The sequence below is a fragment of the Exiguobacterium flavidum genome (assembly GCF_003344535.1).
GTDB lineage: Bacteria > Bacillota > Bacilli > Exiguobacteriales > Exiguobacteriaceae > Exiguobacterium_A > Exiguobacterium_A flavidum.
This window is the reverse complement of the sequence record NZ_QPKS01000001.1, coordinates 74,694-101,120: the sequence shown is the minus strand read 5'-3', so window position 1 is coordinate 101,120 and position 26,427 is coordinate 74,694. Positions and strand designations below refer to the sequence as shown.

Sequence of the window (26,427 nt, the reverse complement as noted above, 5' to 3'; positions counted from 1 at the left end):
TGACGAGAATGGAGAAGAAATTCATCGGCATTTATCATGAAGAGTCGCATTTGCTTCGCAAGGTAGAAGAACTGAAGGCGGAGGGGCATGACGAAAAGGATATCACGGTCGTCGGACGGGATGAGCAGTCGTTTGGGCATACGGATGTCAAGACGACGGACGAGTCGTGGATGGACCGGATGAAGGCGAAGTTCACTAAGGAATCGCCACTCCGCGAGACGCTGAAACGTGTCGGCCATTCAGAGGACGAGGCGGAGCGGCACTACAAGGAAATCGAACAAGGCGGTCTCGCCCTTTTCGTCAATAAGAAAGGTGATCATCTCCATACGCGTGCATCTCGCTCCGAGGATCATGGAAAGAAGGTCGAGAGTCCAGGAGTGAATGCTTACGAGAATCACGATACGATCGACAAGTCGGATCGGGCTAAATGGGATGCCGATCAGCTCCCGGAAGACGGCGAGAGCGCAAAACGCAGTGACCGGGCGAAGTGGGATGCTGACGAACTTGAGCGTTGATCGAAGAGATATGGAATGACCTTTCAGCTGAAAAAAAGGTCATTCCTTTTTCGCGTCGAAGTCGATTGAGAGAAAGAGAGTCAGAAGGTGGGGATTCGTATGAAAAAAAGTTTGATGACACTTGCTTGTGCAGTGTCAGGCGTCGCATTGTTCATGAGATATTATCCTGAATTCGGCAAGTCGCCGGGACGTAGAGAGAAAGCGAGATTCCGTCAATCGAAACAATTCAAGAACGACCGGTTCGTGAATGAACAACCGTTCAAACTAATCGCGGACGCAAAGACGTTCCGTTCAATCCTGAAGGATCAGTTCCAAGGACTCTCGCAGCTGCGACCGGCAGACAAGCTCCCTGTACTCGCTTATACGGGTGGAGAAGGCGACAGGGTGACGTGGTTCGGACATTCGGCGTTCCTGCTCGAACTTGAAGGAGTCCGGGTGTTTTTTGATCCGATGCTTGGCACAGCGCCGTCTCCGTTCCCGAAGATCGGGCGAAACCGGTTCGAACTCGGCGAGCCTTTTGCCGTCGAAAAACTGCCGATGCTCGATGCCGTCGTCTTTTCCCATGACCACTACGACCATCTCGATCGTCACTCGATCAGGCTGCTCAAGGACCGCGCAAGTCGATTCATCGTCCCGCTCGGTGTCGGCAGCCGGCTGATCGGCTGGGGCGTCGCCCCTGAAAAGGTGGTCGAACTCGATTGGCACGGGACAACGGAAGTAAACGGTCTCCGCTTCGTCTGTACCCCTGCACGGCATTATTCGGGAAGAAGAGGGTTCGATCAGTACTCGACGCTCTGGTCTTCCTGGGTCGTCAAAGGGAAGGACAGGAGCGTCTTCTACAGCGGGGACAGCGGATACGGACCGCATTTCAAGGAGATAGGTGAACGGTATGGCCCGTTCGATTTGACACTGATGGAGTGCGGACAATATGATCCGCGTTGGCAGGATTCGCATATGTTGCCGGAAGAGACGGTGCAGGCGCACCTTGATGTCAAAGGAAAATTACTGGTGCCTGTCCACTGGTCTGCGTTCACGCTTGCTTTTCATCCATGGCACGAACCGGTCGAACGGGCGCTCGCGGCGGCGGCAGGCAGAACAGAGGTCGCTACACCACGGATCGGGGAGTCGGTCGAACTGGATGCACCTCCGCCGCGAAGACACTGGTGGCGCGACGTCAAATAAAAAAACAGCGGATTTTCCGCTGTTCAATCTGTTGAAGTATCGACGAGCTGCTCACCGGAACGCCGGATCGTCCCACCGAGTTCCAGAGCAATCGCGTCGATGGCTTTATGATCTTCGTCCGTCTCGCTGATCAGGATGACACCATATTTCGTCCCGTCCACCTGATTGAGCGTGCGATTGAACAGGTCGAACGACTCCCGTTCCTGTCTCTCGTCCCGGTTTGCACCGATCAAGTAGCCGGCCACGGAACCGACAAGCATTCCGAACGGCCCACCTACCACACCGACGGCCATGCCAATCAGCGAACCTTTGAAGGACTGATCCTGCCCGGAGAAGTCTACTGCGTCCTTAAAGGAAAACTCTCCGTCCTCTTCCCGGTGGACGAGAGCCATCTGTTCGAGGTCGACTTCCTTGATTTTCTGGAGGTCGTCGATCAGCGCGAATGCGTTGCGTGCCTGTTCCTCCTCATTGAAGATGAGGGTGGTGACGATGTGTGAATGTCTGCTATCCGGCATGGTACTATTCCTCCTGTCTTTCTTAAGCTCATGACAGTTTTTCCCGAATCAGGCTTTCGGAAAACATGAGGCGCATCCGTTGAGAACGATGATCATTTAGAAAAAGATTAGTGATAATAAAAACTTATTGAAGGTGTTTCGTTCTTTCAAATTGTCGCGAGCGGCATATTATACTATGATAGAACAGAACAAGTAAGCGGTATCAGGGGCTTGATATCGTCAACATCTGCAAGGGGGAAATCGCATGAAACAAACTGGAACTACGCAAGACGTGTTCGGCGCGCGCCGTACCTTCGAAGCGAACGGGAAAAGTTACAACTACTACAGCTTACAAAAACTCGAAGAATTGGGTATGACTGACGTCAACCGTCTTCCATACTCGATTCGCGTACTGCTCGAGTCAGTACTGCGTCAGCAGGACGGACGTTCGATCACGAAAGAGCATGTTGAGAACTTGGCAAAATGGGGTACTGCGCAAGTTTCGACGGATATCGACGTTCCGTTCAAACCTTCACGCGTCATCCTTCAGGACTTCACGGGAGTTCCTACGGTCGTCGACCTCGCGTCACTTCGTAAGGCAATGCAGGACCTTGGCGGGGACCCATCGGTCATCAACCCTGAAGTACCAGTCGACCTCGTCGTCGACCATTCGGTCCAAGTCGACGCTTACGGATTCGCCGGAGCACTCGAGAAGAACATGGATCTTGAGTTCGAGCGAAACGAAGAGCGTTACAAGTTGCTCCGCTGGGCAACTACGGCGTTTGACAACTACCGTGCAGTACCGCCTGCGACAGGTATCGTCCACCAGGTTAACCTCGAGTATCTTGCTTCTGTCGTCCTTGAGAAGGCTGCAGCTGACGGTACAGTCGACGTCTTCCCGGACACGCTCGTCGGTACGGACTCGCATACGACGATGATCAACGGACTCGGTGTACTCGGCTGGGGCGTCGGCGGAATCGAAGCGGAAGCCGGCATGCTCGGTCAGCCTTCATTCTTCCCTGTCCCTGAAGTCATCGGTGTCAAAATCACGGGCGAGATGCATCCTGGAACGACTGCGACAGACGTCGCGCTTCGCGTCACGGAGATGCTTCGCCAAGAGAACGTCGTCGGCAAGTTCGTCGAGTTCTTCGGTCCTTCGCTCCATACGATGTCACTGTCTGACCGTGCGACGATCGCCAACATGGCACCTGAATACGGCGCGACTTGCGGATTCTTCCCGGTCGACACGGAGACGCTCAACTATCTCCGCCTGACAGGCCGCGATGAGGAATTGATCGAGAAGGTCGAGAACTACTCGAAGGCGAACGGCCTCTTCTACACGCCGCAAAACGAAGACCCGACATTCACGAAGGTCATCGAACTCGACCTCGCGACGATCGTACCGGCACTCGCTGGTCCGAAACGTCCGCAAGACCGGATCAACCTGACGGACGTCCACACTGCTTTCGAGAAATCACTGACAGCTCCGCAAGGGAACGCTGGATTCGGTCTCTCGGCAGATGAGAAGGACAAAGTCGCGGTCGTCCAGTTCGAGGATGAAGCGGTCGAGATGCGTACAGGTGACGTCGCGATCGCTGCGATCACGAGCTGTACGAACACATCGAACCCGTACGTCATGATCGGTGCCGGACTCGTCGCGAAGAAAGCGATCGAGCAAGGTCTCGAGGTGCCGCGCTACGTCAAGACGTCGCTCGCTCCGGGATCGAAGGTCGTCACGGACTACCTTGAGAAATCAGGACTCCAGCCGTACCTCGATCAGCTTGGATTCAACACGGTCGGTTACGGCTGTACGACATGTATCGGTAACTCAGGTCCGCTCGACCGTGAAGTCGAAGCAGCCATCACGGGTTCTGATTTGCTCGTATCATCTGTCCTCTCAGGTAACCGTAACTTCGAAGGACGCGTCCATCCGCTCGTCAAGGCGAACTTCCTCGCGTCGCCGCCGCTCGTCGTCGCTTATGCGCTCGCGGGTACGGTCGACGTCGACATCATGAACGCACCGATCGGCAAAGGTAAGGACGGACAAGACGTCTTCTTCGCTGACATCTGGCCGTCACGTGATGAGATCCAGACAATCATCAACACGGTCGTCACACCGGAGAGCTTCCGTGCGGAGTACGATTCAGTCTTCACAGGAAACCAGCGCTGGAACGATCTCAATGTACCGACTGGCGATCAGTATGACTTCGACGAAGAGTCGACGTACATCCAGAACCCGCCGTTCTTCGAGAACTTGGCGAAGGAAGCAGGCACGGTCCAACCGTTGAACGATCTTCGTGTCTTCGGGAAATTCGGTGATTCGGTCACGACTGACCACATCTCGCCTGCGGGATCGTTCTCGAAAACGACCCCAGCTGGACAGTACCTCGTATCGAAAGGTGTCTCACCGGTCGATTTCAACTCGTACGGCTCACGTCGCGGTAACCATGAGATCATGATGCGCGGGACGTTCGCGAACATCCGGATCCGTAACCAGGTCGCTCCGGGTACGGAAGGCGGATTCACGACATACTGGCCGACTGGCGAGACGATGACGATGTATGATGCGGCGATGAAGTATAAAGAAGAAGGCACGGGCCTGATCATCCTCGCCGGTAAGGATTACGGCATGGGTTCTTCACGTGACTGGGCAGCGAAGGGGACGAACCTCCTCGGCGTCAAAGCGGTCATCGCGGAGAGCTTCGAACGGATTCACCGTTCGAACCTCGTCATGATGGGTGTCCTCCCGCTCCAATATGCGAACGGGGCATCTGCTGAGTCGCTCGGTCTGACGGGCGAAGAGGCGATCAGCATCCAAGTCGACGAATCGGTCCGTCCGCGCGACCTCGTCAAAGTGACGGCGACGGCAAAAGACGGCAAGGTGACTGAATTCGAGGCGATCGCTCGCTTCGACTCTGAAGTCGATATCGACTACTACCGCCACGGCGGCATCCTGCCGATGGTCCTTCGGGAACGCTTGCAAAAATAAAACGTTTACATTACCGTTAAAGGTGGGGAAACCCACCTTTTTTGGTGGATTTTTATAAGGAGGCGCTCGCCATGGACCGGTTCAAGAAGATGTTCGGGAAGAAGAAGGAAGAGAACGTCTTGCCAATACGCGAAGTGACCTTAGCGGAAGTCAAGACGGCAGCCCATGAGTTCGAAAAACGTCTGCCTAAAGGAGCGAACCGCACCGTCCTGCTCGACGCGGACCAGCGGCTCGACATGAATCAGCTCGCCCAATATCTTGGAGCGAGAACGGATCAGGTGTTCTACATGTCGCAGGAGACGTTCGCCATCCTCGAGGAGAAGGATCGGGAGCTCGCATACGAGCTGGATCACGTCCAAGTCGCGCTTGATCGTTACTTCGAGAAAAAACGCAAGTTGCCGCTCAAGTCTTTCACGAAAAACATGCAGATCGATTTGTCCGCGCTTCAGCAGGAGGGGTTTCTTCGTGATTTGCCGCAGCGTCCGTACTATCTCGTCGACGAGTCGCTGATCGTCTCGCTGGAACCGAAAGACATCTAAGCAATCTTCTCTTCAAGAGTTCGCCATATTTTCTCTCATGATTGCGCTGGACTGAACAAACTCTTTGTATTCTTCCTTGAAAAAAGCTAGGATAATAGGGGAAAGAAGTCTTTTTAGGATGGTGTACAACGTATGACGAAACGGACAAGTACGTGGATCGCAGTGGCGATCGTCGCGATGGCGATGCTTCTCGCGTACAACTTTTACTTGCTCAACCAGACCCAATCAGCGAAAGAAGAGAAAGCGCAGACAGTCAAACCGTTCTACACGATGACGCGTCTTCAATACGAAGAGAAGAAACTATCGACGACAAGGGATGAGCTCGAGGCTCGGACGTACGAGGTCATCTATGATGGTGACGGACGCTTCCGGACAGAAGTCATCGACGGACCGAATGAAGGGACGATGGCGATCTGGGACGGCAAGACGTTCCGTGAATATGACGAGAACGGTAAGCTCGTCAGCGAGACGAAGTCGGCCGAAAGCGTAAGCGCACCGCGCCCGTTCCTCTCTAGAGGATTCAACGAACAGATCATGCGCTTCATCGACCAAGGAGACTTCGGTCAAGTCGAAGGAGAGGCGAAGCTTGCGGGCGTCGCGACCGAGGTCTACATCAAACGTGAACCTTCAAGCACCGTGCCCGACGAGTGGATCGAGAAATACCCATCCATCTTCTCTGAAGAAGGGAATGAGGAACAGGCGACCTATTACGTGGCTGCAGACCGCTCGAAAGTGCTCGGCGCAGAATCACGCAACAATGGGAAGTTGTTCTATTCAGTCAAAATGAAAAAAATCGAAACGCTTGAGGAATTCGATCAAGAGTGGCTCGAAGCGAAGCAATAAGGACCGACTCGATCGTCGCGCGTTCAGCGGGGTCGAGTCTTTTTCGTGTCACTATCACAGGAGGTATTGGAATGGAGTCATTTTCGAAGGAGCAGATGAAACACGAGGTCGAGCGCTGGGAGAGCGGTGAACGCGTCGAGGAGGCAAAAGCGCTCCGTTTTGCGAAGAGCAGCCGGATGATCGGTGAGACGGACGTACTCGTCCGGATACTTGCCCTGCTCGTCGAACATCGTTTCATCACGACTGGCCGGGTCGACAACCTGTCTCAAAGCTGGATCCAGGAAATCAAGCAGCATGGGAGACTTCCGGAACGGGTCGAAGAGCTGCTCGCGGAGCAGGAGCTGCAAGGTGCGTATCAACTGCTCGTCGCGAACAGCTACCCGACGATTCGCGAGACGGATCATGCGGGAGCGAAGCGTGCTGCGACAGAAGAATTGTTGAAGCACGCCCAACAAATTCTCGGGGAAGTGGATGGGATCGTCGAGGTGACGGAGCGTCTTCGAAAAGCTGATCCTAAAAGGTGGAACGACCTGTTCGAGGCAAGCAAGGAACTGTTGTTATCGACGGCGACGCTCGAGACGATCGCGACCGAGTTCCTCGACAGTCTGCAGGAACGGTTCTACTCGAGAGAAGCGTTCCACGGCATGACGGAGGCGAAGGAGAGCGCGACGAAAGACTTGCGCCGCGTCCTTCAGCTGCTGCCGGCAGAAATCAAGCAGGAACGCTCTGCGCTGGAGGAGCTCGACGAGATGATCGGTCTCGATGATATCAAGTCGCGTGTCCATCAGCTCTACCGTTTCCTGAAATATCAGCAGAAGCGGGCTGCTGACGGATACCGGTCGAGTGATCAGCCGGCTCTCCACATGATTTTCATGGGCAATCCTGGAACGGGCAAGACGACTCTTGCCCGTCTGATCGCAAAAATCTATTTCGAACTCGGGTTGCTCGAACGTCCGGAAGTCGTCGAAACGGATCGGTCTTCGCTGATCGGAGCATATGTCGGTCAGACCGAGGAGCAGGTCATGAACAAGGTGAGGGAAGCCGTCGGAGGTGTCTTGTTCATCGATGAGGCCTATGCGTTGAAGCGGGCAGGCCAGAGCGGAAACGATTATGGACAGGCAGCAATCGACACGCTCGTCGCTGCGATGACGAGCGGCGAGTACGCTGGGAAATTCGCGATCATCCTAGCCGGCTATCCGGAAGAGATGCGGGATTTCCTGAAGGCGAATCCCGGTCTGCGAAGTCGTTTCCCGGAGGCGAACCATTATACGCTTGCCGATTATACGGACGCTGAACTGCTTTCGATCGGTCGCCTCATAGCGTCGAAGAATGATTACGTCATGACGGATGACGCAGAGCGGGCATTGCTTGCTCGTCTCGAGCGGGAACGTGTCGATGCGTCGTTCGGTAACGGACGGGCGGTTCGGAACATCGTCATGGATGCGATATTCAAGAAAGGCGCGTTGCTCGGAGAAAGTGCAAGCCATGAGGATTTCGCCCTCCTCCATTCTTCCGATTTCGAGATCGCGACGCCCGCTGATCCTTCGATCGAGGAACGGCTGAACGCTCTCGTCGGTCTCGATGAACTGAAGGCAGAATTGAACCAGATCAAAGCATTGCTCTCGATGCAGAAAAGAAGACGTGCAGCCGGTTTTCCGGTCCTGCCGGTCGAGCTGCACGCGGTCTTCACGGGAAACAGCGGTACCGGGAAGACGACGGTCGCTGCTCTTTACTCAGACGTACTCAAGCAGTGCGGTTACCTTAAACGTGGTCATTTGAAGGTCGTCAGCAGAGCGGATCTCGTCTCTGGATACGTCGGACAGACAGCTGAGAAGACCCGGGCGGCAATCCAGGACGCACTAGGAGGGGTCTTGTTCATCGACGAAGCCTATTCGCTCAACGGTTCTGCGAACGATTACGGCAAAGAGGCGATCGATACACTCGTCGATGAGATGACGAAACACGCAGAAAACCTCGTCGTCGTACTTGCAGGATATGAAACACAGATCAACGCGCTTCTTGCCAGCAATCCGGGATTGCGCTCCCGCTTCAAGAGGACGTTCCACTTCCCTGATTATTCGAGGGAGGAACTGCTGACGATTATCGCGCAATATGCGGAGCGGTACGGGTATACGATTTCGGGTGAGGCGCTGACTGAATTGAACGAGAGGGTCGGTGTCGTACAGAACGGGAACGCCCGTTCAGCGATCACGATCGTCGAACAGGCGATCGCACGTCAGTCGCTCCGCCTGATCGGGAGCGGGGCAGAGGACAGCTCAAGGTGGACGTACCTTGAAAAAGAGGATTTCTTAGGGGGAGATGCACAGTGAAGAAACATATGATCGAAGTGCCGGTAAGGTATGCTGAAACGGACATGATGGGTGTCGTCTATCATGCGAACTATCTGATCTATCTCGAAATGGCCCGCACTTCGATGATCAAATCGATCGGGCTTGACTACAAGGAGATGGAGGACGCAGGATATGTCTCGCCCGTGACGAACGCGAACGTCGACTATAAACGTTCGCTGACATACGGCGATACTGCGTTCGTCTCCGTATGGGTCAAGTACTATGACGGACTTCGGACGATCTATGCCTATGAAGTCACGAATGCCGAAGGGAAGGTTGCCGCGAGTGCCGAGACGACGCACGTCGTCGTCAAGAAGGAGAACTTCCGGCCGATCCGTCTGCCAAAGGTGTTCCCCGAATGGCATTCTATCTATGAAAGGCTTAATCAGGAAACTGCACACGGCTGACCGGTCAGTAAGAATATCAAAGCCTCCGGCGGACGGGGGCTTTTCACTTTGCCCGATACGATGTAACATAGAGAGGCATACAGGAAGAGGGGATTATTCATGAAAAAAGTACTTACAGCAAGCGTCCTCGCACTCGTCCTGGCTGGATGCCAGACGGACGAGAAATCGTCTGAGCCAGTTGAGAAGGACGAGAAAGTAAGCGAGCAAAAACCTTCAGAACAAGAGACTAAGAAACCGGAAGAAGAGAAAAAACCTGAAACGCCGGCAGAAGAAGAAAAAGAAGAAGCGAAGGAAGAACAGGAAAAGACGCCTCCAGAAAAAGAAAAAGAGGAGTCGACCCCTGAAGAGGAGAAGACTGAAAAGAAGACGACAGAAGAACAGAAACAAGAAGAGCAAAAGCCTTCTTCTCAGGAGCCTGAGCCGAAGAAGGAAGAAGAACCGCAAACCGAGACTCCGGATACGAAGGGGCAGGCGGAAAGCGCTGACCTCGGAAAAGGGCTGCTCGTCGTCGCGAACAAGAAGTACGCGTTACCAATCGGTTACCGCCCACCTGATTTGACGGTTCCGAAAGTCCGCTTCTCCTACGCAGGAACCCTCGAACAGAGCTATTTGCGCGCATCTGCCGCACGTGGACTCGAAGCGATGTTCAACGCGGCGGACAAGGACGGGATCGAACTGTTCGCAGTCAGCGGATTCCGCTCCGGGGAACGGCAAAAGACGCTCTATGACGGATATGTCGCCCGTGATGGACAAAAGGCCGCGGATACGTACTCTGCTCGCCCTGGCCACAGTGAACATCAGACGGGACTCGCGATGGACATCTCGGCACGAAGCGTCGGGAACGGTCTGACACAGGCACTCGGCAACACGAAGGAAGGCAAATGGATCGCAGCGAACGCACCGAAATACGGCTTCATTCTTCGTTACGGTCCTGGCATGCAGGCAAGAACCGGTTACATGTATGAGCCATGGCACATCCGTTACGTCGGAGTGGGGCCGGCTCAAACAATCACAAATAATGGACAGACGCTCGAGGAATACTTGAAAGTCGGTCATTGATTCTTGGAGGTCGATCATGATTGAAATCATTGGGATTCTGATTCTAGGCTATCTGCTCGGGTCGATACCATTCGCTTTACTTGTCGGAAAATGGGGCCATGGGATTGATATCCGCAAGCTCGGAAGCGGCAACCTAGGAACGACGAACACGTTTCGCGTACTCGGAAAGAAGGCGGGTACACTCGTATTCATCGGGGATCTCGGGAAGGGAGCGGTCGCCAGTCTGTTGCCGCTTCTTCTTTCGGTCGACCTGCATCCGATTTTTGCCGGAATTGCGGCGGTCATCGGTCATTCATATCCGATCTTCGCGAAGTTCAAGGGCGGAAAGGCCGTGGCGACGTCGGGCGGCATGCTGCTCGTAGCAAGCCCTGTATTGTTCCTCGTTCTGTTGCTGACATTCCTGCTGACCCTTCGCTTGAGCCGGATGGTTTCCCTCGGCTCGATCGTCGCGGCAGCCGTTGGCATCTTCGTCTCGATCGGCATCGGATGGTGGACAGAGGACTGGATACTGACGATATTCTTCAGCATCCTGGCTTTCTTCGTCATCTTCAAACACCGTGAGAACATCAAGCGGATTCGAAACGGGACTGAGTCTAAAATCAAAATGTTCGAGAAGCACCCGACTTCTTGACCTGACGGCATCCGGAGAAATCCGGATGCTTTTTTTTCGTCTGGATTCAGAAAGTTGGAGGAACTCAACGACATTCCACTAGAAATACACGTTTTTTTACATCTGATTTACAAGACCTTTACATGGATTCGCTAAACTGAAGGAAGAAGTAATCGGCTGTGAAGGGAGTTATGAAGTGTGTCCTTACTAGGTGAAGAGCGTAAACGACAAATCATGAAGTGGCTGGAAGAAGAGGGCAAGGTGATGACGAAGGATTTGATCGAGCGGCTCGACGTCTCCGGGGAGACCGTCAGGCGATATCTCGAGGAACTTGAGCGGGAGCGGCATTTGAAGCGTGTGTACGGCGGTGCCATTCCTCAAGGACCGAAAGTACATGTACCTTCACGCAGGTCGGACCAGCTTTCAAGGCGTCTCGCACGGTATGCGAAGGGATGGCTCGACAACTACTCGTGCATTTTTCTCGGTGGCGGTGAGCCGGTCGAACAGCTCGTCCCTTTTCTGACGAGTCAGGAGACGGTCGTCACGAATTCATTGACCGTCGCTACACTGCTTGAGCAGTTTCGCGAGACAGGCCCGTTCAAGGGCGAAATCCGGCTGCTCGGCGGCACGGTCGATGCCCATGGGCAGACGACAGGCGCGGAAGTGTTGCAGGCACTCGACAGTTACGCTTTCGATGCCTGTTTCCTCTCGTTCGAAGGCGCGGAGATCGAACGCGGATTCGTCAGTGATGACATCGAATCTTCCTTGATCCAAAAAGCGGTCATCCGTTGCACCCGTGATGTATATGCCTTCCTTGCGACGGACGAATTCGAGGGTAGTCGCAAATATAAGGTAGCTGAGTTCAAGCAGGCGAAGGTCATCATGAGCCCCGCGTCCTATCCGCCGTCATGGGAGATGAAGTTGTTCAATGAACATGTGAACTGGACCGTCGTCTCGTGATAGACTGACGTTGGGAGGGATCAGCATGCTAGAAATCATCGCAACGACGACAGAAGAGGCACGTTTAGCAGAACGGGCGGGAGCGGACCGGATTGAACTCGTCTCGGCTTTACCGCTAGGTGGATTGACTCCAAGCTACGGTTTGATCCGCTCGGTGCTCGCATCGGTCGAGATACCGGTCCATGTCCTTATCCGGCCGCACGATCGGTCGTTCACGTATTCGGATACGGACAAGGAGACGATCATCAGCGATATCGATCTCGTCCGGGAGCTCGGGGCTGCCGGAGTGGTCGTCGGCGCATTGACGGACGCCGGTCGAATCGATGAAGGATTCATCGGGGAAGTCATCAAACATAAAGGCGATCTGTCGTTTACATTCCACCGGGCGTTCGACGCGAGTGCTGATCTGATGGAAGCAGCCGAAGTACTCGCGGATTTCCCGGAAATCGACCGCATCTTGACGTCAGGCGGCGCCCGGACGGCGTTAGAAGGGGCTGAGATGATCAAGCGATTGATCGAGGCGCATCCGGAGCTGACGGTTCTCCCTGGCGCCGGCATCACGCTCGAGAACGCAGGGGAGTTGCTCCGCCTGACTGCTGCGCATGAATTGCACGTAGGGACGGGAGCTCGTACGAACGGAACGCTCGACGAGGCAGCAATCGCCTCATTCAAAAAGCTTGTTGGCGGCAACTGATGAACACGAAATCGGCAGGTCTTATCTCAAGTTCGGGATAAGGCCTTTTTTGTTTGCGCAAACCTTGGAGCAAGTGCGGGATTGATTTCTCATAAAAAGGTGAATAGGAAGAGAAAAGGAGGGATTTTGATGTCTGCAAAAACAGTCATACATGTTGAGGCAGCCGGAAAAGGGATGCAGTCCGTCTCGACCGCTGGAAAGCACTCGATCACGATCGATGAACCCCCGCAACTCGGCGGAGAGGATACGGGACCGAACCCGCTGATCGTCCTGCTCTCTTCGCTTGCCGGATGCGAGAACGTCGTCGCGAACCTGGTCGCTCAGGAGATCGGGTTCAAGTTCGATGGTCTCGACTTTGATATCAAAGGGACGCTCGACGCACGAGGTTTCATGGGCGTCGAAGGGGTAAAACCGCAATTCGAACACGTCTCGATCGTAGTCCGCGTAAAGACGGACGAGCCGGACGAACGGATCGCAGAATTGAAAGAAAAGACCGATCAGCGTTGCCCTGTCTATATGACATTGCACGCGGCCGGCATAGAAATCGATTCGAGTTGGGTACGCGCTTGACTCGGACTGTCAATTCCGACTTCCTTGCGGTACAATTCCTCTGTATACATAGAGCAGAGGGAGAGAGATATGGAGAGTAAATTTTATAAGGAAATCGCACTTGCCCGCTTGAAGGGACGGTGGATGACGGGGCTTTGGATCTCGCTCGTCTACTTCATGATCTTCGGTTTCATCTCGTCACGCCTCATCCTCGACATCGATGACACGGAAAGCGTCGCGATGTTCGCGCTGACGAACACGATCGCGACGATCGTGCTCGCCCCGGTATCAGTCGGTCGTTCATGGGCATTCCTGCGGATCTGCCGTGAGGAAGTCACACGTGTCAGCGTACTATTCGAAGGGTTCGGCTCGATTCGCGGATACTTGCGGATCGTCGTCGCCTACGGGATCGTCATCCTGCTTGTCAACGTCGGCATGTTGCTGGTCCTGCCGGGAATCTATTTCTTCCTGGCCTACCGGTTCGTCCCGTACCTGTTGCATGACCGGCCGGACCTCTCCGTCTTCAAGGTGATGGCTGAGAGCCGGCGGATGATGCGCGGTGAGAAGATGCGGCTGATCAAGGTGTACGCCGGGTTCATCCTCTGGGGAGTGATCGCTTTCCTCAGTCAAATCGGCATCGTCTTTCTCACGCCGTACGTCGAGACGGCGATCGCCTCATTTTACGAACGCGTCAGACAAGAAAAGACGAAGCCCGTTTGAGCTTCGTCCGTCAAGGCAGCAGGACATTCAAGATGTCTTCGCTGCTTTTGCTTTTTGTTCGAGGAGGAGGTAGAGCGCCTGCGTCCCTTTGTCTTCGTGTCCTTGCGCGGCCAGTTCTTCATAAAGCTCTTTGACGAGTCGGAGACCCGGGGTTGCGAGGCCCATCTCCTCTGCGCTCTCGAGCGCGAGGCGCATGTCCTTGATGAAATGTTTGATGAAGAAACCTGGCGAGTAATCCTCCCGGATGACGCGAGGGATCAAGTTCTCAAGCGACCAGCTTCCCGCCGCACCGCCTTTGACCGTCTCGACGAACAGCACCGGGTCGAGACCGGAGCGGATCGCATAAAGCAGCATCTCGGACGAACCGATCATTGATCCTGCGATCGCGATCTGGTTGGCGAGCTTTGCTGATTGTCCTTTTCCGGCTTCGCCGAAGCGGGCGATCGACTTGCCCATCACTTCGAACAACGGTAGTGCTTCGTCATAGCTGTCCTTTTGGCCGCCGACAAGGATCGAGAGTGTGCCGTTACGGGCACCGAGATCCCCGCCGGTCACAGGAGCGTCGAGTGCTGACATGCCGTTCTCCGTTGCCTTAGCCGCGATTTTCTCTGCAAGGGAAGGAGCGGACGTCGTCATATCGATCAGGATGGCGCCTTTCTTCGCGTTCGCGATGATGCCCTCGTCGCCGAAGTAGACCTCCTCGACGTCTTTTGGATAGCCGACGATGGTGATGACGAAATCCGCGTCCTTGACGGCCTCTTTGACCGTGTCCTTGATGACGGCTCCATCTGCTTCGAGCGGAAGCGCCTTTTTCTTCGTCCGGTTGAAGCCTGAGACGGCATAGCCGGCTTTCAAGAGATTGCGGGCCATTCCTTGCCCCATGACCCCAAGGCCGATGAATGCGATTTGTTTTTTCATGATTGATTACCCCCGATTGGTGCAGGCTGTAATAATTGGCGCTGCACGAGTTTTTGATAGAGCGTGTTCGTCCGGATGAGCGATTCATGAGTTCCTGTACCTGAGATGCGTCCGTTCTCAAGGACGATGATCTGGTCTGCATGCTTGACGGTGGCGAGCCTGTGCGCGATGACGAGCGTCGTCCGGCCCTCCATCAATCGTTCGAGAGCTTCCTTGACGACATGTTCCGACTCGGAATCGAGGCTCGATGTCGCCTCATCGAGGAGCAGGAGCTCCGGATCTCGGAGAAGCGCACGCCCGATTGCGATGCGTTGGCGTTGCCCGCCGGACAGCTTGACGCCACGCTCACCGATCTCTGTTTCATACCCTTTTTCGAACTGATCGATGAAGGCGTCCGCATTCGCCATTTGCGCAGCTCGTCTGATCGTCTCTTCTGCCGGCGGAGTTTCAAGTCCGTAGACGAGGTTCTCCCGAACCGTTCCCGAGAGGACAGGAGAATCCTGCGCCACGTATCCGATCGCGCTGCGCCAAGAGTTGAGCGAGTAGGAATCAATCGGAGCTTCACCTAGCAGGATGCGCCCGGCAGTCGGCAAATAGAACTGTTCGACAAGCGAGAAGAGTGTCGTCTTGCCTGCGCCACTCGGACCGACGATTGCCGTCGTCTTGCCTCTCGGGATCGAGAACGTCAATTCCGAAAGTACTGGTGTCTCGCCGTATTTGAACGATACGTTCTCGAAATGGACGTCTCCGAGCGGTGATGGGACGGGTCTTGAGCGTTCGGTCTCCGTTTCCACTCCGAGCAGTTCGCTGATACGTTCCGTCGCGCCGCGTGCCTTCTGCAGCTTCGTGACGAATTCAGTCATCGAGACGAGAGGAGTGATGATTTGAAACAGGTAGAGGGAGAACGCGACGAGCTCGCCCGCCGTGATTTGCTCCGTCGAGACTCGATATGCCCCGAACCCGATGATCAGGATGAGCATCGAGGTGACGGTGACGTTGAATAACGGAAGGAGGATCGCCTGGATTCGTCCTTCCTTTACGCCGAATCCGTACAGCTTCTCGATCCGGAGTTTACCGTTTCGCTCTTCCTGCTGCTCCGTCGCCTGCGCTTTGATCAGCCGAATCTCACTGAGCATCTCGGCGAAGAAGCCGGCAAGACCGGCGAGTTCCTTCTGATTCTCACGGGAGATGGCATGCAGCTTGCGAGAGAGCGGGATGATGATGAGAAGCGTCAGCGGCACGGAAGTCACCATGACGAGCGTCATCTGCCAATCGAGAAGGAACAGGATGGAGATCGCACCCGTGATGGAGACGACCGAGGTGACGAGCCGTACGAGTTGCTCAGACAACAACTGCTGCAGCGTCGTCGCGTCGTTGCTGAGACGGGAGACGAGTTCACCAGTCTTCGTCTCATCGTAGAACGGGACGGGAAGCAGGAGCAGGTGGTTCCAAAGCGACTGACGAAGGTTTGCGACGATTCGCTGGCCGGAAAGATGGAGCCAATAGATCGACAACGCATTCGTGACGACCTGGACGAAGAAGATGAAGATGAACAGGCCGATAAGACGAGGCGTCAACTGCTCGACGGTAAAACCGTCGATGAGCGATTTGAGCAGCCAAGGGATGGCCAGTGCGGCGATTGCCTGGATGACAGAGACCGAAAAAGCCGCCGCCATGAGTTTTCGGGGCGGATTGGATTTCTTGAGCAGTCTGATGAAGGATCTCCACGTGCCTTCCTGCATGGCATCACGCCCTTTCTTCCTCTATTTTCGCTTAAGCCGCCAGAAAGTCAAACGAGAAGCATGAACATGAAATCATTTAGGATGAATCTTGAAGACCCGATGAAGGAGTGAGGTTGAATTGAAAATATTGATTGATGCAGACGGGTGCCCCGTCGTCGATTTAACGATAAGCATTGCGAAGGAAAATGGGCTCGAGGTGATTCTCGTATGCGATACGGCTCATGAGATGAACCGTGATGGTGCAAGAACGATCACGGTCGGCCAAGGAGCGGATGCGGTCGATTACGCGCTCGTCAACCAGGTCGCTCCCGGCGACATCGTCGTCACGCAGGATTTCGGATTGGGTGCGATGGTACTCGCGAAACGCGGACTCGCGATCGACCAGAACGGACGGGCCTTCACTGAAGATAATATGGACCAACTCCTGTTCGCGAGACATCTCGGACAGAAGATCAGAAGGGCTGGAGGACGAACGAAAGGTCCACGGAAGCGAACGAAGGCGGACGATCTCACGTTCAAGGAAGGACTGTCAAATTTGCTTGGAATCGAACGTTCGAACTGATCCGCAAAATCAAAATGAGAGGATAGGACGACTAAGAGGGTGCCTGAAAATCACTCACGCTTCCGTCTCTCTCTGACAGCATGCGTTTCCTTCGGGAGGCCGCGTGAATCGAGTAAGGTCGTCCTGACGAGAAGAGGGTGACTCAAAAGTCATCACTCGTCCTCCACTCGCTTTCCTCAGGCTTGTCTGTCTCTGACAGCGCGAACTATCGCGCTTTTTCCTGCAGGAGTCGAGTGGAACGAGTGATGTCGGCTGAACGAGAAACCGGGAGTGGATTCGAAGTCCACTCCCGGTTTTCGTTTACTGATCGACTTTTGAGTCATCCTCTTTCATTCACAGATAGATTTTTTCAGGTAGGCCCTTCGGCCACCGAGTGGGTATTTTCAGATGGATGGTGTCGGAGTAGGTTCGGCATATCCTTCCGCATACTTCTCGTCAATCATCTTACGGATCTCCTTGACGGATTTTCCTGCAGAGTAGGCATTGATCGACTCGGCAGCGATTTCGAGGCAAGTTCCGCAACGCGTGCCGTGGTCGTCCCACGTCGTCGCCCCGTCCTGATCGTTCTCATAGATGAAGCAATCGTAGTTGCTCGTATGTCCAGCTGATTCACCACACCCGCAATAGCACGGCATTTGTTCCAGAAGTTCCTGGTGCTGAGCTGCTGCCAGATAGATCGTCGTCATCGAGGTGTCATGCTGTTTCAAGAAAGCAGGTGCGATATCGCGGGCTGCCGTCCTCTCACGCAAATCCTTGACCGTATGTGAATCAGCATGTGTCGCATGCTCTGTCTTCTCCTCACTTGAACATGCCCCGAGCAAAATCGTTGAGAGCGTCATCGAGGCAAAAAAAATAGTTCTGAATCTCATGTCGGCCTGTCCCCTTTCGTTTCTAACTATATCAAAAAAGCAGAGCGGCGGATAAGCTTCGATGTCTCTCAGAGGAAAGAAGGATTCAAACGGGCGCGGTCAGGGAACTAGTTCTCAGAACGAAAAAACGTGAGGAGGAATCATCTTGACGAATTCAGATGCTGTACTGCGAACGATCGAAGAGTGTGTTGCTGCGTGCAACGCTTGTTTTGCCGCCTGTCTGGAAGAAGAGGATATCTCGATGATGCGCGGATGTATCCGTCTGGACCGTGAGTGCGCCGAAATCTGTGGACTCCTCGCGGGTGCGGTCGCAAGGAAATCGGAGAACGTCGCCGTGTACGCGGCAGCTGCTGCGGAACTTTGTGAAGCTTGCGGCAACGAATGTGACCGTCACGATCATGACCACTGCAAACGGTGTGCCAAGGCATGTTTCGACTGCTTGGAAGTCTGTAAGACATTAGCTGCGTGAAAGGCGGAGAATTCATGGAATTGATTGAAAAAAGACTGCTTGAGCATGTTCAGTCCGGAACGCTTGCTAATCAGCATTCGAGTGATCGGACACTGATCGGATTAGAAGACTACAGTCGCAATGAAGTGATGCAGTGTGCACACCACCTGTATGAAGAGGGGCTCCTCGACGCGACGAAGATGGATATCGGTGAGGGGGAGTTCCCTACCTATCGCTTCCACGGTTTGACGGAAAAAGGTATGAAGGAGCTAGAAAGACTCCGTTCTCTTAAGTGACAGCAAAAGCGTCCATGCGGCGCTTTTTTTGTGGTTAGGAAACTTGCATGCACACCTTTGAACACACTCATTCCTACCTGGAAAGACTAGCACGGTTGAACTACCCCCACCTACCCCCACCTACGCTTCGCTTGGAGGTGGAGGATTCCTGAGTGATCCGACCGGTCGGCCGAAACCTGATCAGGCTAACCCCGTCGTCCCGACGGTTGATGAATCTATGATGCGTTCCGCTTCTTGTTTGAGGCTCATTCCTGCGTTCACGTCCCGGTCGTGATGGACGCCGCAACGTGGACATTTCCATTCACGTAGCGCGAGATGCTTCACGTCTTTTTACTGATGTCCGCAACTCGAACAGAGCTGGCTCGAGGCGGAGGCCTTGCCGACCTTGACGACGGTCTTCCCTTACCAGTCGGCCTTGTATTCGAGCATCCGGTGGAATGCTGACCAGCCCACGTCCGAGATGGCCTTGCTCAGCTCGCGGTGATGCTGCATTGAAGACGAAGCGTGAACATCCGATCGTCCTGGCGATCAGGATCTCCTGCTCTTTCGTGGGATACAACCTGAATCTGTACGCCTTATGCTTCAACATGGTTCTCACCTCCTCAGAAGGGAACATACCCTGAAGGAGAGCTAGCGATTCATCTCCCACTTCCACTTCGTGTAGAAGTGGGAGTATTCTTGCCTGATTTTGATAAAAAGGTGATTCGAAATCCTGAGAAATCCCATGCAAACGAAGACGCTAGCCATTTATTATGAATTCAGACATGCTATAATTTCAAATAACCGAAATTATTTTCAGAAATATGTGAAGGTAGGCAAGGAGGAACCAGCGTTGACCAAAGTGATCAAGCAACATCGCCACTACAAAAGAAGACCGATGGCGCATTTGAATAAAAGAAGACGAGCCATCGAGTCTGATCGATTGCGGTCAGCCAGCGAGATGACGGCGACGATCGATGATCGCAAGGCGGGGTTCAACGCTGAGCTCGTCCGCGCAGCCAATCAGATGCGTTGCCGCAATGAAATCATGGAGGCGCTTGCCACACAACCACTCGAGATGGCGCTCATGACGTCGCTCGAGAAGCTTCTGATGATGATCGGACTCGAAAGAGGAGCCATCGTGACCTTCAAAGGTGATGAACCGAGACAGGTCGCCCTCGTCCAACTCGAGGAAAATCAATTGGTGAATGCCGTCCACGAACCACATGGTGTCATCCGGCGCGCCCGGATCATGAGGAAATCCGTTCAATTGCCGCTTGAGACAAAAGAGCCATTATTCGAGACGGCGGTCCCGATTCAAGCGCCAAGCACGGATGACGTCGTCGGGATGGTCTATCTCCTGCATGAAGAAGCGCTTGAGGTCGACCAGTTCGGTGACATACTCGATTTGTCCCGGAAGCTCGGCATGACGCTTGAACGTCACTTGCTGTTCGACCAGATGCAATATGAAAAAATCAAAATCTATCAGCTGCTGGATTCGATCAGGGAGTCTGTTCTATATATCGAAAGCAGTGGAGAAAACGTCTACGCGAACGAGGCACTTTTAAAGATGTTCCCGCCAATCCTGCTCAGCAGCGCACAAGGGTTCCGCCACGCTTACGAACGGGCCACTTCGCTGTTCGAACACATTGACCAACCGGAAGAGTTGCATGATTATATCGGCCGTCTCATGAATGGCGAATTGCCAGGCGAGACGATTGAGCTGACGGCCTTCCGGGGAAACTTGATCCTTCGCATCTACGCGGAACGCATCGCGATTCAAAACGTCGAGTGGGGGATGATGCTCGTGCTCCGCGACGTCACGAAGGAGAAGGAACTCGACCGGAAACAGTCCGAGTTCGTCTCGATCGTCTCACACGAATTGCGAACGCCGCTCTCGTCCATCATGGGCTTTACGGAGTTGTTGCTTAAACGGGAGATCGACCCGGAGCGGACGCGAAAGTATCTGTCGACGATTCACGCAGAGACCGTCCGTTTGTCCCAACTGATCAACGATATCTTGGACATACAGCGTAATGAGACGTCGGACTATCAGGACGTAGCGACGGAAGTTGACATGAAACAGACGCTGGCCGAAGTCGAGACGCTATTCACGCTGTCGAGTGAGCTGCATACGATCACGTTCGACGTCCCAAGCTCCCCGTGTACGATCATCGCCCATGAAGAAAAGATGCGGCAGCTGCTCAACAATCTGATCATGAATGCGATCAAGTATTCACCGGATGGCGGGACGATCAAGGTCACCATCGATCGTCTTGCCGACTCGATCGAGTTGAAGGTAGCAGATGAAGGGATCGGAATTTCGGAAAAATCCATTCCCTACATCTTCGACAAGTTTTATCGCGCTGACAACTCCGACACGAGGAAAATCGGAGGCACGGGACTTGGTTTGGCGATTTGCAAGATGATCGTCGAGGAACACGAAGGCTCGATCACGGTCGATTCACGAATCGGAGAAGGAACGACGTTCACAGTCCTGTTACCACTCGCACCTAAAGGTAAAGCTTGAGGAGGGCATTGCAATGAAAGAGTATTTTGAGCGATACGAACCGCTGCACCCTCTCGTCGAGGATGCGCTTCAACAGCTGGGGGAGCGGATAGGCGTCAACAGCATTTTCTTTGCGCTGAACGATATGAAACATAACTTCATCATAAAAGCCCTCAACAAATCCGAGACGCTGATCGAGGAAGGCTCGACTCACGTCTTCCAATACGTACTATGCCAACTGGTCGTCGAGGAATCATCGGAAGTGTTCGTGATCGATGACTTACGTAACAATCCGGGTACCAAAGAACATCCCATCACGGTCGCGCTTGGGGACGGAGCGTTTCTCGGCGTCTCCGTCAAGAATGCTGACAATGAGACGATCGGTACGCTCTGCGCTTTTGATTCCAAGCCATACCAGTTCGATGAGCACCAAATCGAAGAAATCCGTCATTTCGGCGAAATCATCAGCAAATCGATCAGTGTCGAGACTTATGCCATAAAGGATGCCTTGACGGATCTCTACAACGAGCGCTACATGAACCGGCTTATCGCGATGCCAGGCGAAGTCCCTGCTTTCTTGATGGTGCTCAACCTCGATAACTTCCATCAAATCAACGCGTCCTATGGATATCGTGTCGGGAACATCGTGCTGCAGACGGTAGCGAAACGGTTGTCAGCGCTCGATCTTCCGGGACAATCGACCGGCAGAACGGATGGCAACGAGTTCGTCGTTCTCGTACCAGTCCATGATCAGGATGTGACGAAGACCGGACGAGAACTTGCAAAACGCGTGATCGAATGTATCAACCAGCCGATTGAAGGCATCACATCCGACGCGATCAGCTTGACGGCCTCCTCCGGGGTGAGCTACCTGTCACCAGACAGGATTGACCGTGAGCGCCAAATATACGCAGCAGAATCCTTGATGTACCAAGTGAAGATGGGCGGAAAGAACGGCGTTCAGTTCGTCAACGGGGAGAACGAGAAGGAGCGGAATCCGTTCGCCCTCATCCTGCAAAAAGAGTTGCCGCTCGCTCTCGAGCGCAACCAGTTCGAGCTGCACTACCAGGCGGTCCATGATGGCGCTACATTAGAAGTGGTCGCTTTCGAGACGCTGTTGCGCTGGAATCATCCGATCCTCGGGTTCGTCCCTCCGAACGATTTTTTGCCGGTCGCTGAGAAGCTGGGATTACTCGAGACGATCACTCTGTTCGTGTTCGACCAAGTAGTCGGGCAGAGCAGGAGTTGGTCCACTGACAGCAGGCTTTCAGTACCGCTCGCAATCAACTTAGGTTCGACAGTCTTCGCTAACGATTCGTTCGTTGGCCTGATTTGTCAAAAATACATCTCGTCAGGCCTTTCCGAACGCCGGATCATTCTTGAGATTAGAGAAGATTCCCTGATCGAGGACATGACGCGCTCGATTGATACACTCAATCGCCTTCGTTCAGCAGGATTCGGATTGACGATCGATCACTTCGGCAGCAGGTACGCATCCTTGAACCGCTTAGGAAGACTCCCGGTCGACACGGTCAAGCTTGATCCGTTGTTCACCCGTCGCATCGAGCGGAACAAGCTGGATCAGTCGATTCTTGCTTCCGTTTATTCCTTGACGAATCTGTTCAGCCTGAATCTCGTGATTCAGGAGGTCGAGACTTCTTACCAGTTGAAGACGATTCGAGAACAAGGGAATGGTCTCTACGTCCAAGGCTTCCATCTGCATCATCCGGAACCTGCTGATTCACTTTCTGAGGGAAGGCATCGGCAGAAAATGACGTCAGAGATGGGAAAGGATGTTTCGCCCCGCTGACAGCGGGAACTATTGAACTATGTGCACCGGTCATATTTACGGGGTGCCGTTCTAAAAGTTCAGAGGGGGAGATTCGAATGACGGAAGAATCAAAGAAGACGGACCCGATCACTTCGGGCAATAATATGGGTTCGGACGAGCCGGTTGAGAGCAAGGACGGCCAAAAGAATCAAAATCGTCCTGAAGATGAGGTCTCGAAGGAGGAACAGCCTGATCTTTCGCACGAAGCCGACCAGGAGGCCGGCTATTCGGATGTCGGAGATTCTGACGAAGAACAGCAAAATAAATAAAAAAAAGCACTGGTTCTCAAAGAATCAGTGCTTTTTTCAGTCAATCGGCAGACTGTGGATCCAGTCGATGATTTCAGCGCGTTGTTCCCGTGTAGTCCCGCCGTCGAGCTCCCTGCGATATGTCATGCCGGTCGACAAATCGAGCAGTTCCACCCAGTCTGAAAACGTATAATCGACCGGATTCCAGTCCTCGAGCTCATCGATAGTGTCGAACTTGATCTCGACTTGATCAGTTCCTCCCTTAGGGTAATGTTCATCCCATCCGAGTAGCCAAAACCGTTTCGGCTTCATCGTTCTCCCTCCTTCACCTCAATTATCGATACCCCCTGTACATTCATCCGAATCGCCGTCACGCAGTGTTTAGCAGCGATAGATGAGGGTATTTTTTACAGTACTGAAAGGGGGGAGAGCATGAATGACGATAAGACGGCCTTACTGATCGTTGATTTGCTCAATCACTTCGATTTTGACGGGGGGGAGGAGCTGCTTGAAAATACGCGTCCGATCATTGATCCGGTTCTTTCGCTGAAGCGACGATTCAAGGAAAGGGATCATCCAGTCATTTATGTGAATGACAATTTTGGACTGTGGCACGAAAGTGCAGAGGACGTCATCACGACCTGCCTGAAGGGAGTAGGGAAAGAAATCGTAGAGCGCGTGCGACCGGATGACGATGATTATTTCATCGTCAAGCCTAAGCATTCAGGCTTTTTCGGGACGCAGCTTGAGATTCTGCTGAAGCAACTTCGCATAGAGCGACTTGTACTTACCGGGGTGGCGAGCGACATGTGTATCCTGTTCACGGCGAACGATGCATATATGCGGGAGTATGAGTTGATCATCCCGATCGACTGCATCGCGGCTGAAACGAAGGAGGCGAACGATCACGCCGTCGGCATCATGAAGGATGCCTTGTCAATTCCTTTCACACCGAGTGTCGAAATCGAAATCGGAACACCACACCATCCAGGAGAGAAAAAAGACTGACGAATCGCTATCACGCTCTAAAACCATCAACCGACTGGAAAGGGGATATTTTTATGAATATAAACCATGGAAAAGCGTTGTTGCTGAAATTGCCGATCATGATGTTGCTGTTCTTCCTGATTCAGAGCGTCCTGTACGAAATCACATGGTATCATCCGCTATGGATCGCGGCTGTGATCGGTCTCGTCACATATGTCGCTCTCGATTTATTCGTTCTTCCTAAAGTCGGCACCTATCCCGCGGCTGCTGCTGACCTCGTCGTCGTCTATTTCCTGACTTGGCTCCTTTTGATGATGGTCGATGTGCCAGAGGATTCGAACCGGGGTTTGATTGCGTTGCTGTGCGCTTTAGCAGTCTTCCTTGTCGAATTGCTGTTCTTCCACCGTTTCATGCTGAAGAACGGTGACCGGGTCGTCAAGCGCGAACATCTTTCAGAAGACAAGACGAAAAACAATCTGTGACCGATGAGGTGAGAATATGGGGACGAGCGAAATCAAACGTAAAATCGCACAGGAGGCCGTACGTCATGTCAAAGACGGCATGATTGTCGGCCTTGGGACAGGAAGCACATCGGAATTGATGGTCGAAGAGCTCGGGAAACGTGTCAGAGAGGGACTGGCCATACAGGCGGTCGCCACCTCGATCAAAACGGAACGTCTCGCAGAGAATCTCGGTATTCCCTTGATTTCGCTCGAGGAAGTCAAGCACCTTGACTTGATCATCGACGGGATCGATCAGATCGATCCTGGTTTCTCGATATTAAAAGGCGGAGGAGGTGCGCTCTTCCGGGAGAAAATCGTCGCACTCTATGCCAGGGAAGTCATCTATATGGCAGATGAATCGAAGTTCGTGGCACGCTTGCAACCGCACATTCTTCCAGTCGAAATCGAGCCGTTCGGATACCGGAGGTTACTTGATATGCTACATGCCCGGGGGGTGAAGGGGGAGATTCGGCATACGGACGGAAAGCCGTTCATCACCGACGGCGGAAACTGGATCATCGATGTCTCCCTGCAGAACATTCCGGACGTGCGGCATTTCAGCAGGGAGATGAAACTTGCGACCGGTGTGATCGAGACTGGTTATTTCGAGCGGCAACCGGATCTCGTCGTCACCTATCGCGATGGTGAGATCGTCGAGATGGTGCATCCGTCGCTGCGCCGGGGAGGCGGACCGGTATGAAGCGGTTGCTCGACTGCCGAGCCTCCGACTTCAGGGGGATGGATAAAAAGGGGCTGAGAGATGCCATCGAGAAAACAGAAGGAAGAACCGTGATCGGTGAGACGATTAGTTCCGTTCAGCCGCTCTTTCCCGAAGTGACGAACGCTGAGTTGCTGAAAGCATTCGGTGCGGATATGATCTTGCTGAACATGTTCGACGTGTTCAATCCGAAAGTCGCAGGTCTTGAACTGAATCAAGCAAAGAGCGGAGGAGAATCACTTTCGGTCATCAATGAGTTGAAGAGGATGACCGGCGTCCCGATCGGGATCAACCTCGAACCGGTCCCGAGTGACGGGGGAGAAGACCTCTTGCAAATCGAAGAGGGCAGAACGCCCACCAGAAAGACTTTAGAAGAAGCAAGTAAGCTCGGGTTCGATTTCATCTGCCTGACAGGTAATCCGAAGACGGGCGTGTCGAATGAAGGAATCGAGGCTGCCGTGCGAATGGCGAAGCAGCATTTCACCGGACTGATCATCGCAGGGAAGATGCACGGCGCGGGAGTGTCGGAATCCGTCCTTGACCTTGAGGCTGTCTCTGCGTTTTGCGAAGCTGGTGCAGACATCATTCTCCTTCCTGCTCCAGGGACGGTTCCTGGCGTCAGGGAGAGGACGCTTGCCGAAGCAGTCAGCATCGCGAAGAAAAAAGGAGTCCTTGCGCTCGCAGCTATCGGAACGAGTCAGGAGGGAGCCGATGTCGAGACGGTCCGGCAGATCGCCCTCAGCGCAAAACGGGCAGGCGTGGATGCGTTTCATATCGGGGACGCAGGCTACACCGGCATAGCAGTGCCGGAGAACGTCATGGCACTTTCAATCGCGATCCGTGGACGACGGCATACGTATATAAGGATGGCAACATCACCGAACCGGTGAACATGATTTTCCTGA

The 26,427-nt window shown here is 53.7% G+C and carries 28 protein-coding genes and 2 pseudogenes; 23 read left to right on the top strand and 7 right to left on the bottom strand.

Features of this window, described 5'->3' with window-relative positions; translation table 11 throughout:
• The first annotated feature begins 8 nt into the window (after positions 1-8).
• Both DFG60_RS00515 and DFG60_RS00510 read left to right on the top strand, forming a co-directional pair.
• The gene (locus DFG60_RS00515; RefSeq protein WP_232818572.1) at positions 9-515 is read left to right on the top strand and encodes a general stress protein; all 507 of its coding nucleotides are present in this window, start codon (positions 9-11) and stop codon (positions 513-515) included.
• Between the two features lie 99 nt (positions 516-614).
• A complete protein-coding gene (locus DFG60_RS00510) occupies positions 615-1,697 on the top strand; it encodes an MBL fold metallo-hydrolase (RefSeq protein ID WP_114569769.1) in 1,083 nt (360 codons plus the stop codon).
• Between the two features lie 23 nt (positions 1,698-1,720).
• On the opposite strand, the gene DFG60_RS00505 is transcribed toward DFG60_RS00510, so the two are convergent.
• Positions 1,721-2,212, bottom strand: a complete 492-nt coding sequence (locus tag DFG60_RS00505; protein ID WP_114569768.1) for a hypothetical protein — start codon at positions 2,210-2,212, stop codon at positions 1,721-1,723.
• A 244-nt stretch (positions 2,213-2,456) separates the two neighbouring features.
• Here DFG60_RS00505 and acnA point away from each other — a divergent pair, with 244 nt between their 5' ends.
• The 11 genes from acnA (at position 2,457) to DFG60_RS00450 (ending at position 13,912) form a co-directional block, all read left to right on the top strand.
• A complete protein-coding gene (gene acnA, locus DFG60_RS00500; protein WP_114569767.1) occupies positions 2,457-5,180 on the top strand; it encodes an aconitate hydratase AcnA in 2,724 nt (907 codons plus the stop codon).
• Positions 5,181-5,251: 71 nt separating this feature from the next.
• A complete protein-coding gene (locus tag DFG60_RS00495; RefSeq protein WP_114569766.1) occupies positions 5,252-5,719 on the top strand; it encodes a DUF3939 domain-containing protein in 468 nt (155 codons plus the stop codon).
• A gap of 132 nt (positions 5,720-5,851) precedes the next feature.
• Positions 5,852-6,562 (top strand): hypothetical protein, encoded by a 711-nt coding sequence (locus tag DFG60_RS00490; protein ID WP_114569765.1) that lies wholly within the window; start codon positions 5,852-5,854, stop codon positions 6,560-6,562.
• Between the two features lie 71 nt (positions 6,563-6,633).
• Positions 6,634-8,892, top strand: coding sequence for an AAA family ATPase (locus tag DFG60_RS00485; RefSeq protein WP_114569764.1), 2,259 nt, complete (start codon positions 6,634-6,636; stop codon positions 8,890-8,892).
• A gap of 8 nt (positions 8,893-8,900) precedes the next feature.
• A complete protein-coding gene (locus DFG60_RS00480) occupies positions 8,901-9,320 on the top strand; it encodes an acyl-CoA thioesterase (protein WP_114570008.1) in 420 nt (139 codons plus the stop codon).
• Between the two features lie 99 nt (positions 9,321-9,419).
• A complete protein-coding gene (locus DFG60_RS00475) occupies positions 9,420-10,379 on the top strand; it encodes a M15 family metallopeptidase (protein ID WP_114569763.1) in 960 nt (319 codons plus the stop codon).
• Positions 10,380-10,395: 16 nt separating this feature from the next.
• Positions 10,396-11,010 (top strand): glycerol-3-phosphate 1-O-acyltransferase PlsY, encoded by a 615-nt coding sequence (gene plsY, locus DFG60_RS00470; RefSeq protein ID WP_114569762.1) that lies wholly within the window; start codon positions 10,396-10,398, stop codon positions 11,008-11,010.
• Positions 11,011-11,187: 177 nt separating this feature from the next.
• Positions 11,188-11,949, top strand: a complete 762-nt coding sequence (locus DFG60_RS00465) for a DeoR/GlpR family DNA-binding transcription regulator (protein WP_114569761.1) — start codon at positions 11,188-11,190, stop codon at positions 11,947-11,949.
• 25 nt (positions 11,950-11,974) lie between these two features.
• Entirely contained in the window at positions 11,975-12,643 is a 669-nt protein-coding gene (locus DFG60_RS00460) for a copper homeostasis protein CutC (RefSeq protein ID WP_114569760.1), read from the top strand.
• A 129-nt stretch (positions 12,644-12,772) separates the two neighbouring features.
• Positions 12,773-13,213, top strand: coding sequence for an OsmC family protein (locus DFG60_RS00455; protein WP_114569759.1), 441 nt, complete (start codon positions 12,773-12,775; stop codon positions 13,211-13,213).
• Positions 13,214-13,282: 69 nt separating this feature from the next.
• Complete coding sequence (locus DFG60_RS00450) at positions 13,283-13,912, top strand: DUF975 family protein (protein WP_114569758.1); 630 nt, start codon at positions 13,283-13,285, stop codon at positions 13,910-13,912.
• Between the two features lie 27 nt (positions 13,913-13,939).
• Here DFG60_RS00450 and DFG60_RS00445 read toward each other — a convergent pair whose 3' ends face one another.
• Positions 13,940-14,830, bottom strand: a complete 891-nt coding sequence (locus DFG60_RS00445; RefSeq protein ID WP_114569757.1) for an NAD(P)-dependent oxidoreductase — start codon at positions 14,828-14,830, stop codon at positions 13,940-13,942.
• A complete protein-coding gene (locus DFG60_RS00440) occupies positions 14,827-16,572 on the bottom strand; it encodes an ABC transporter ATP-binding protein (protein WP_114569756.1) in 1,746 nt (581 codons plus the stop codon). Before DFG60_RS00440 ends, DFG60_RS00445 begins: the two co-directional genes overlap by 4 nt.
• A gap of 118 nt (positions 16,573-16,690) precedes the next feature.
• Here DFG60_RS00440 and DFG60_RS00435 point away from each other — a divergent pair, with 118 nt between their 5' ends.
• Positions 16,691-17,134 (top strand): YaiI/YqxD family protein, encoded by a 444-nt coding sequence (locus tag DFG60_RS00435; protein ID WP_114569755.1) that lies wholly within the window; start codon positions 16,691-16,693, stop codon positions 17,132-17,134.
• Between the two features lie 383 nt (positions 17,135-17,517).
• On the opposite strand, the gene DFG60_RS00430 is transcribed toward DFG60_RS00435, so the two are convergent.
• Positions 17,518-18,003 (bottom strand): PCYCGC motif-containing (lipo)protein, encoded by a 486-nt coding sequence (locus DFG60_RS00430; RefSeq protein ID WP_114569754.1) that lies wholly within the window; start codon positions 18,001-18,003, stop codon positions 17,518-17,520.
• A 145-nt stretch (positions 18,004-18,148) separates the two neighbouring features.
• On the opposite strand from DFG60_RS00430, the gene DFG60_RS00425 reads away from it, so the two are divergent.
• Both DFG60_RS00425 and DFG60_RS00420 read left to right on the top strand, forming a co-directional pair.
• Positions 18,149-18,472, top strand: coding sequence for a four-helix bundle copper-binding protein (locus DFG60_RS00425; protein WP_232818571.1), 324 nt, complete (start codon positions 18,149-18,151; stop codon positions 18,470-18,472).
• Between the two features lie 14 nt (positions 18,473-18,486).
• Entirely contained in the window at positions 18,487-18,747 is a 261-nt protein-coding gene (locus tag DFG60_RS00420; protein WP_157964455.1) for a hypothetical protein, read from the top strand.
• Between the two features lie 180 nt (positions 18,748-18,927).
• Here the strand turns inward: DFG60_RS00420 and DFG60_RS00415 are convergent.
• A pseudogene (locus tag DFG60_RS00415) lies at positions 18,928-19,242 on the bottom strand (zinc ribbon domain-containing protein); the annotation flags it as partial.
• Positions 19,238-19,336: pseudogene (locus tag DFG60_RS13870) on the bottom strand (helix-turn-helix domain-containing protein); the annotation flags it as partial. The pseudogenes DFG60_RS13870 and DFG60_RS00415, both read right to left, overlap by 5 nt.
• 252 nt (positions 19,337-19,588) lie before the next feature.
• Here DFG60_RS13870 and DFG60_RS00405 point away from each other — a divergent pair.
• The 3 genes from DFG60_RS00405 (at position 19,589) to DFG60_RS00395 (ending at position 23,335) form a co-directional block, all read left to right on the top strand.
• Positions 19,589-21,256 carry a sensor histidine kinase gene (locus tag DFG60_RS00405; RefSeq protein ID WP_232818583.1) on the top strand — a complete coding sequence of 556 codons (1,668 nt, stop codon included), beginning with the start codon at positions 19,589-19,591 and terminating at the stop codon, positions 21,254-21,256.
• A 13-nt stretch (positions 21,257-21,269) separates the two neighbouring features.
• The gene (locus DFG60_RS00400; protein WP_114569752.1) at positions 21,270-23,045 is read left to right on the top strand and encodes a bifunctional diguanylate cyclase/phosphodiesterase; all 1,776 of its coding nucleotides are present in this window, start codon (positions 21,270-21,272) and stop codon (positions 23,043-23,045) included.
• 77 nt (positions 23,046-23,122) lie between these two features.
• Positions 23,123-23,335, top strand: a complete 213-nt coding sequence (locus DFG60_RS00395) for a hypothetical protein (protein WP_114569751.1) — start codon at positions 23,123-23,125, stop codon at positions 23,333-23,335.
• A 36-nt stretch (positions 23,336-23,371) separates the two neighbouring features.
• Here DFG60_RS00395 and DFG60_RS00390 read toward each other — a convergent pair whose 3' ends face one another.
• Positions 23,372-23,626, bottom strand: a complete 255-nt coding sequence (locus tag DFG60_RS00390; protein WP_114569750.1) for a P-loop NTPase family protein — start codon at positions 23,624-23,626, stop codon at positions 23,372-23,374.
• Positions 23,627-23,746: 120 nt separating this feature from the next.
• On the opposite strand from DFG60_RS00390, the gene DFG60_RS00385 reads away from it, so the two are divergent.
• From DFG60_RS00385 to DFG60_RS00370, 4 genes are read left to right on the top strand one after another with little or no spacing between them, the layout of a single operon-like run.
• Positions 23,747-24,322, top strand: a complete 576-nt coding sequence (locus DFG60_RS00385) for a cysteine hydrolase family protein (protein WP_114569749.1) — start codon at positions 23,747-23,749, stop codon at positions 24,320-24,322.
• Positions 24,323-24,375: 53 nt separating this feature from the next.
• A complete protein-coding gene (locus DFG60_RS00380) occupies positions 24,376-24,783 on the top strand; it encodes a DUF2512 family protein (protein WP_114569748.1) in 408 nt (135 codons plus the stop codon).
• 16 nt (positions 24,784-24,799) lie between these two features.
• A complete protein-coding gene (gene rpiA, locus DFG60_RS00375; protein WP_114569747.1) occupies positions 24,800-25,504 on the top strand; it encodes a ribose-5-phosphate isomerase RpiA in 705 nt (234 codons plus the stop codon).
• Positions 25,501-26,412, top strand: coding sequence for a DUF7916 family protein (locus DFG60_RS00370; protein WP_114569746.1), 912 nt, complete (start codon positions 25,501-25,503; stop codon positions 26,410-26,412). The genes rpiA and DFG60_RS00370 overlap by 4 nt, the downstream gene beginning before the upstream one ends.
• Positions 26,413-26,427: the final 15 nt, after the last annotated feature.

Excerpts from the sequence above, each read along its gene's own strand:
- DFG60_RS00490 (WP_114569765.1), top strand. The coding sequence starts at position 5,852 with ATGACGAAACGGACAAGTACGTGGATCGCAGTGGCGATCGTCGCGATG.
- DFG60_RS00510 (WP_114569769.1), top strand. The coding sequence starts at position 615 with ATGAAAAAAAGTTTGATGACACTTGCTTGTGCAGTGTCAGGCGTCGCA.
- DFG60_RS00430 (WP_114569754.1), bottom strand. The coding sequence starts at position 18,003 with ATGAGATTCAGAACTATTTTTTTTGCCTCGATGACGCTCTCAACGATT.
- DFG60_RS00380 (WP_114569748.1), top strand. The coding sequence starts at position 24,376 with ATGAATATAAACCATGGAAAAGCGTTGTTGCTGAAATTGCCGATCATG.
- rpiA (WP_114569747.1), top strand. The coding sequence starts at position 24,800 with ATGGGGACGAGCGAAATCAAACGTAAAATCGCACAGGAGGCCGTACGT.
- DFG60_RS00495 (WP_114569766.1), top strand. The coding sequence starts at position 5,252 with ATGGACCGGTTCAAGAAGATGTTCGGGAAGAAGAAGGAAGAGAACGTC.
- DFG60_RS00450 (WP_114569758.1), top strand. The coding sequence starts at position 13,283 with ATGGAGAGTAAATTTTATAAGGAAATCGCACTTGCCCGCTTGAAGGGA.
- DFG60_RS00390 (WP_114569750.1), bottom strand. The coding sequence starts at position 23,626 with ATGAAGCCGAAACGGTTTTGGCTACTCGGATGGGATGAACATTACCCT.
- DFG60_RS00455 (WP_114569759.1), top strand. The coding sequence starts at position 12,773 with ATGTCTGCAAAAACAGTCATACATGTTGAGGCAGCCGGAAAAGGGATG.
- DFG60_RS00515 (WP_232818572.1), top strand. The coding sequence starts at position 9 with ATGGAGAAGAAATTCATCGGCATTTATCATGAAGAGTCGCATTTGCTT.
- acnA (WP_114569767.1), top strand. The coding sequence starts at position 2,457 with ATGAAACAAACTGGAACTACGCAAGACGTGTTCGGCGCGCGCCGTACC.
- DFG60_RS00445 (WP_114569757.1), bottom strand. The coding sequence starts at position 14,830 with ATGAAAAAACAAATCGCATTCATCGGCCTTGGGGTCATGGGGCAAGGA.
- DFG60_RS00385 (WP_114569749.1), top strand. The coding sequence starts at position 23,747 with ATGAATGACGATAAGACGGCCTTACTGATCGTTGATTTGCTCAATCAC.
- DFG60_RS00440 (WP_114569756.1), bottom strand. The coding sequence starts at position 16,572 with ATGCAGGAAGGCACGTGGAGATCCTTCATCAGACTGCTCAAGAAATCC.
- plsY (WP_114569762.1), top strand. The coding sequence starts at position 10,396 with ATGATTGAAATCATTGGGATTCTGATTCTAGGCTATCTGCTCGGGTCG.
- DFG60_RS00480 (WP_114570008.1), top strand. The coding sequence starts at position 8,901 with ATGATCGAAGTGCCGGTAAGGTATGCTGAAACGGACATGATGGGTGTC.
- DFG60_RS00460 (WP_114569760.1), top strand. The coding sequence starts at position 11,975 with ATGCTAGAAATCATCGCAACGACGACAGAAGAGGCACGTTTAGCAGAA.
- DFG60_RS00400 (WP_114569752.1), top strand. The coding sequence starts at position 21,270 with ATGAAAGAGTATTTTGAGCGATACGAACCGCTGCACCCTCTCGTCGAG.
- DFG60_RS00485 (WP_114569764.1), top strand. The coding sequence starts at position 6,634 with ATGGAGTCATTTTCGAAGGAGCAGATGAAACACGAGGTCGAGCGCTGG.
- DFG60_RS00420 (WP_157964455.1), top strand. The coding sequence starts at position 18,487 with ATGGAATTGATTGAAAAAAGACTGCTTGAGCATGTTCAGTCCGGAACG.
- DFG60_RS00370 (WP_114569746.1), top strand. The coding sequence starts at position 25,501 with ATGAAGCGGTTGCTCGACTGCCGAGCCTCCGACTTCAGGGGGATGGAT.
- DFG60_RS00475 (WP_114569763.1), top strand. The coding sequence starts at position 9,420 with ATGAAAAAAGTACTTACAGCAAGCGTCCTCGCACTCGTCCTGGCTGGA.
- DFG60_RS00395 (WP_114569751.1), top strand. The coding sequence starts at position 23,123 with ATGACGGAAGAATCAAAGAAGACGGACCCGATCACTTCGGGCAATAAT.
- DFG60_RS00505 (WP_114569768.1), bottom strand. The coding sequence starts at position 2,212 with ATGCCGGATAGCAGACATTCACACATCGTCACCACCCTCATCTTCAAT.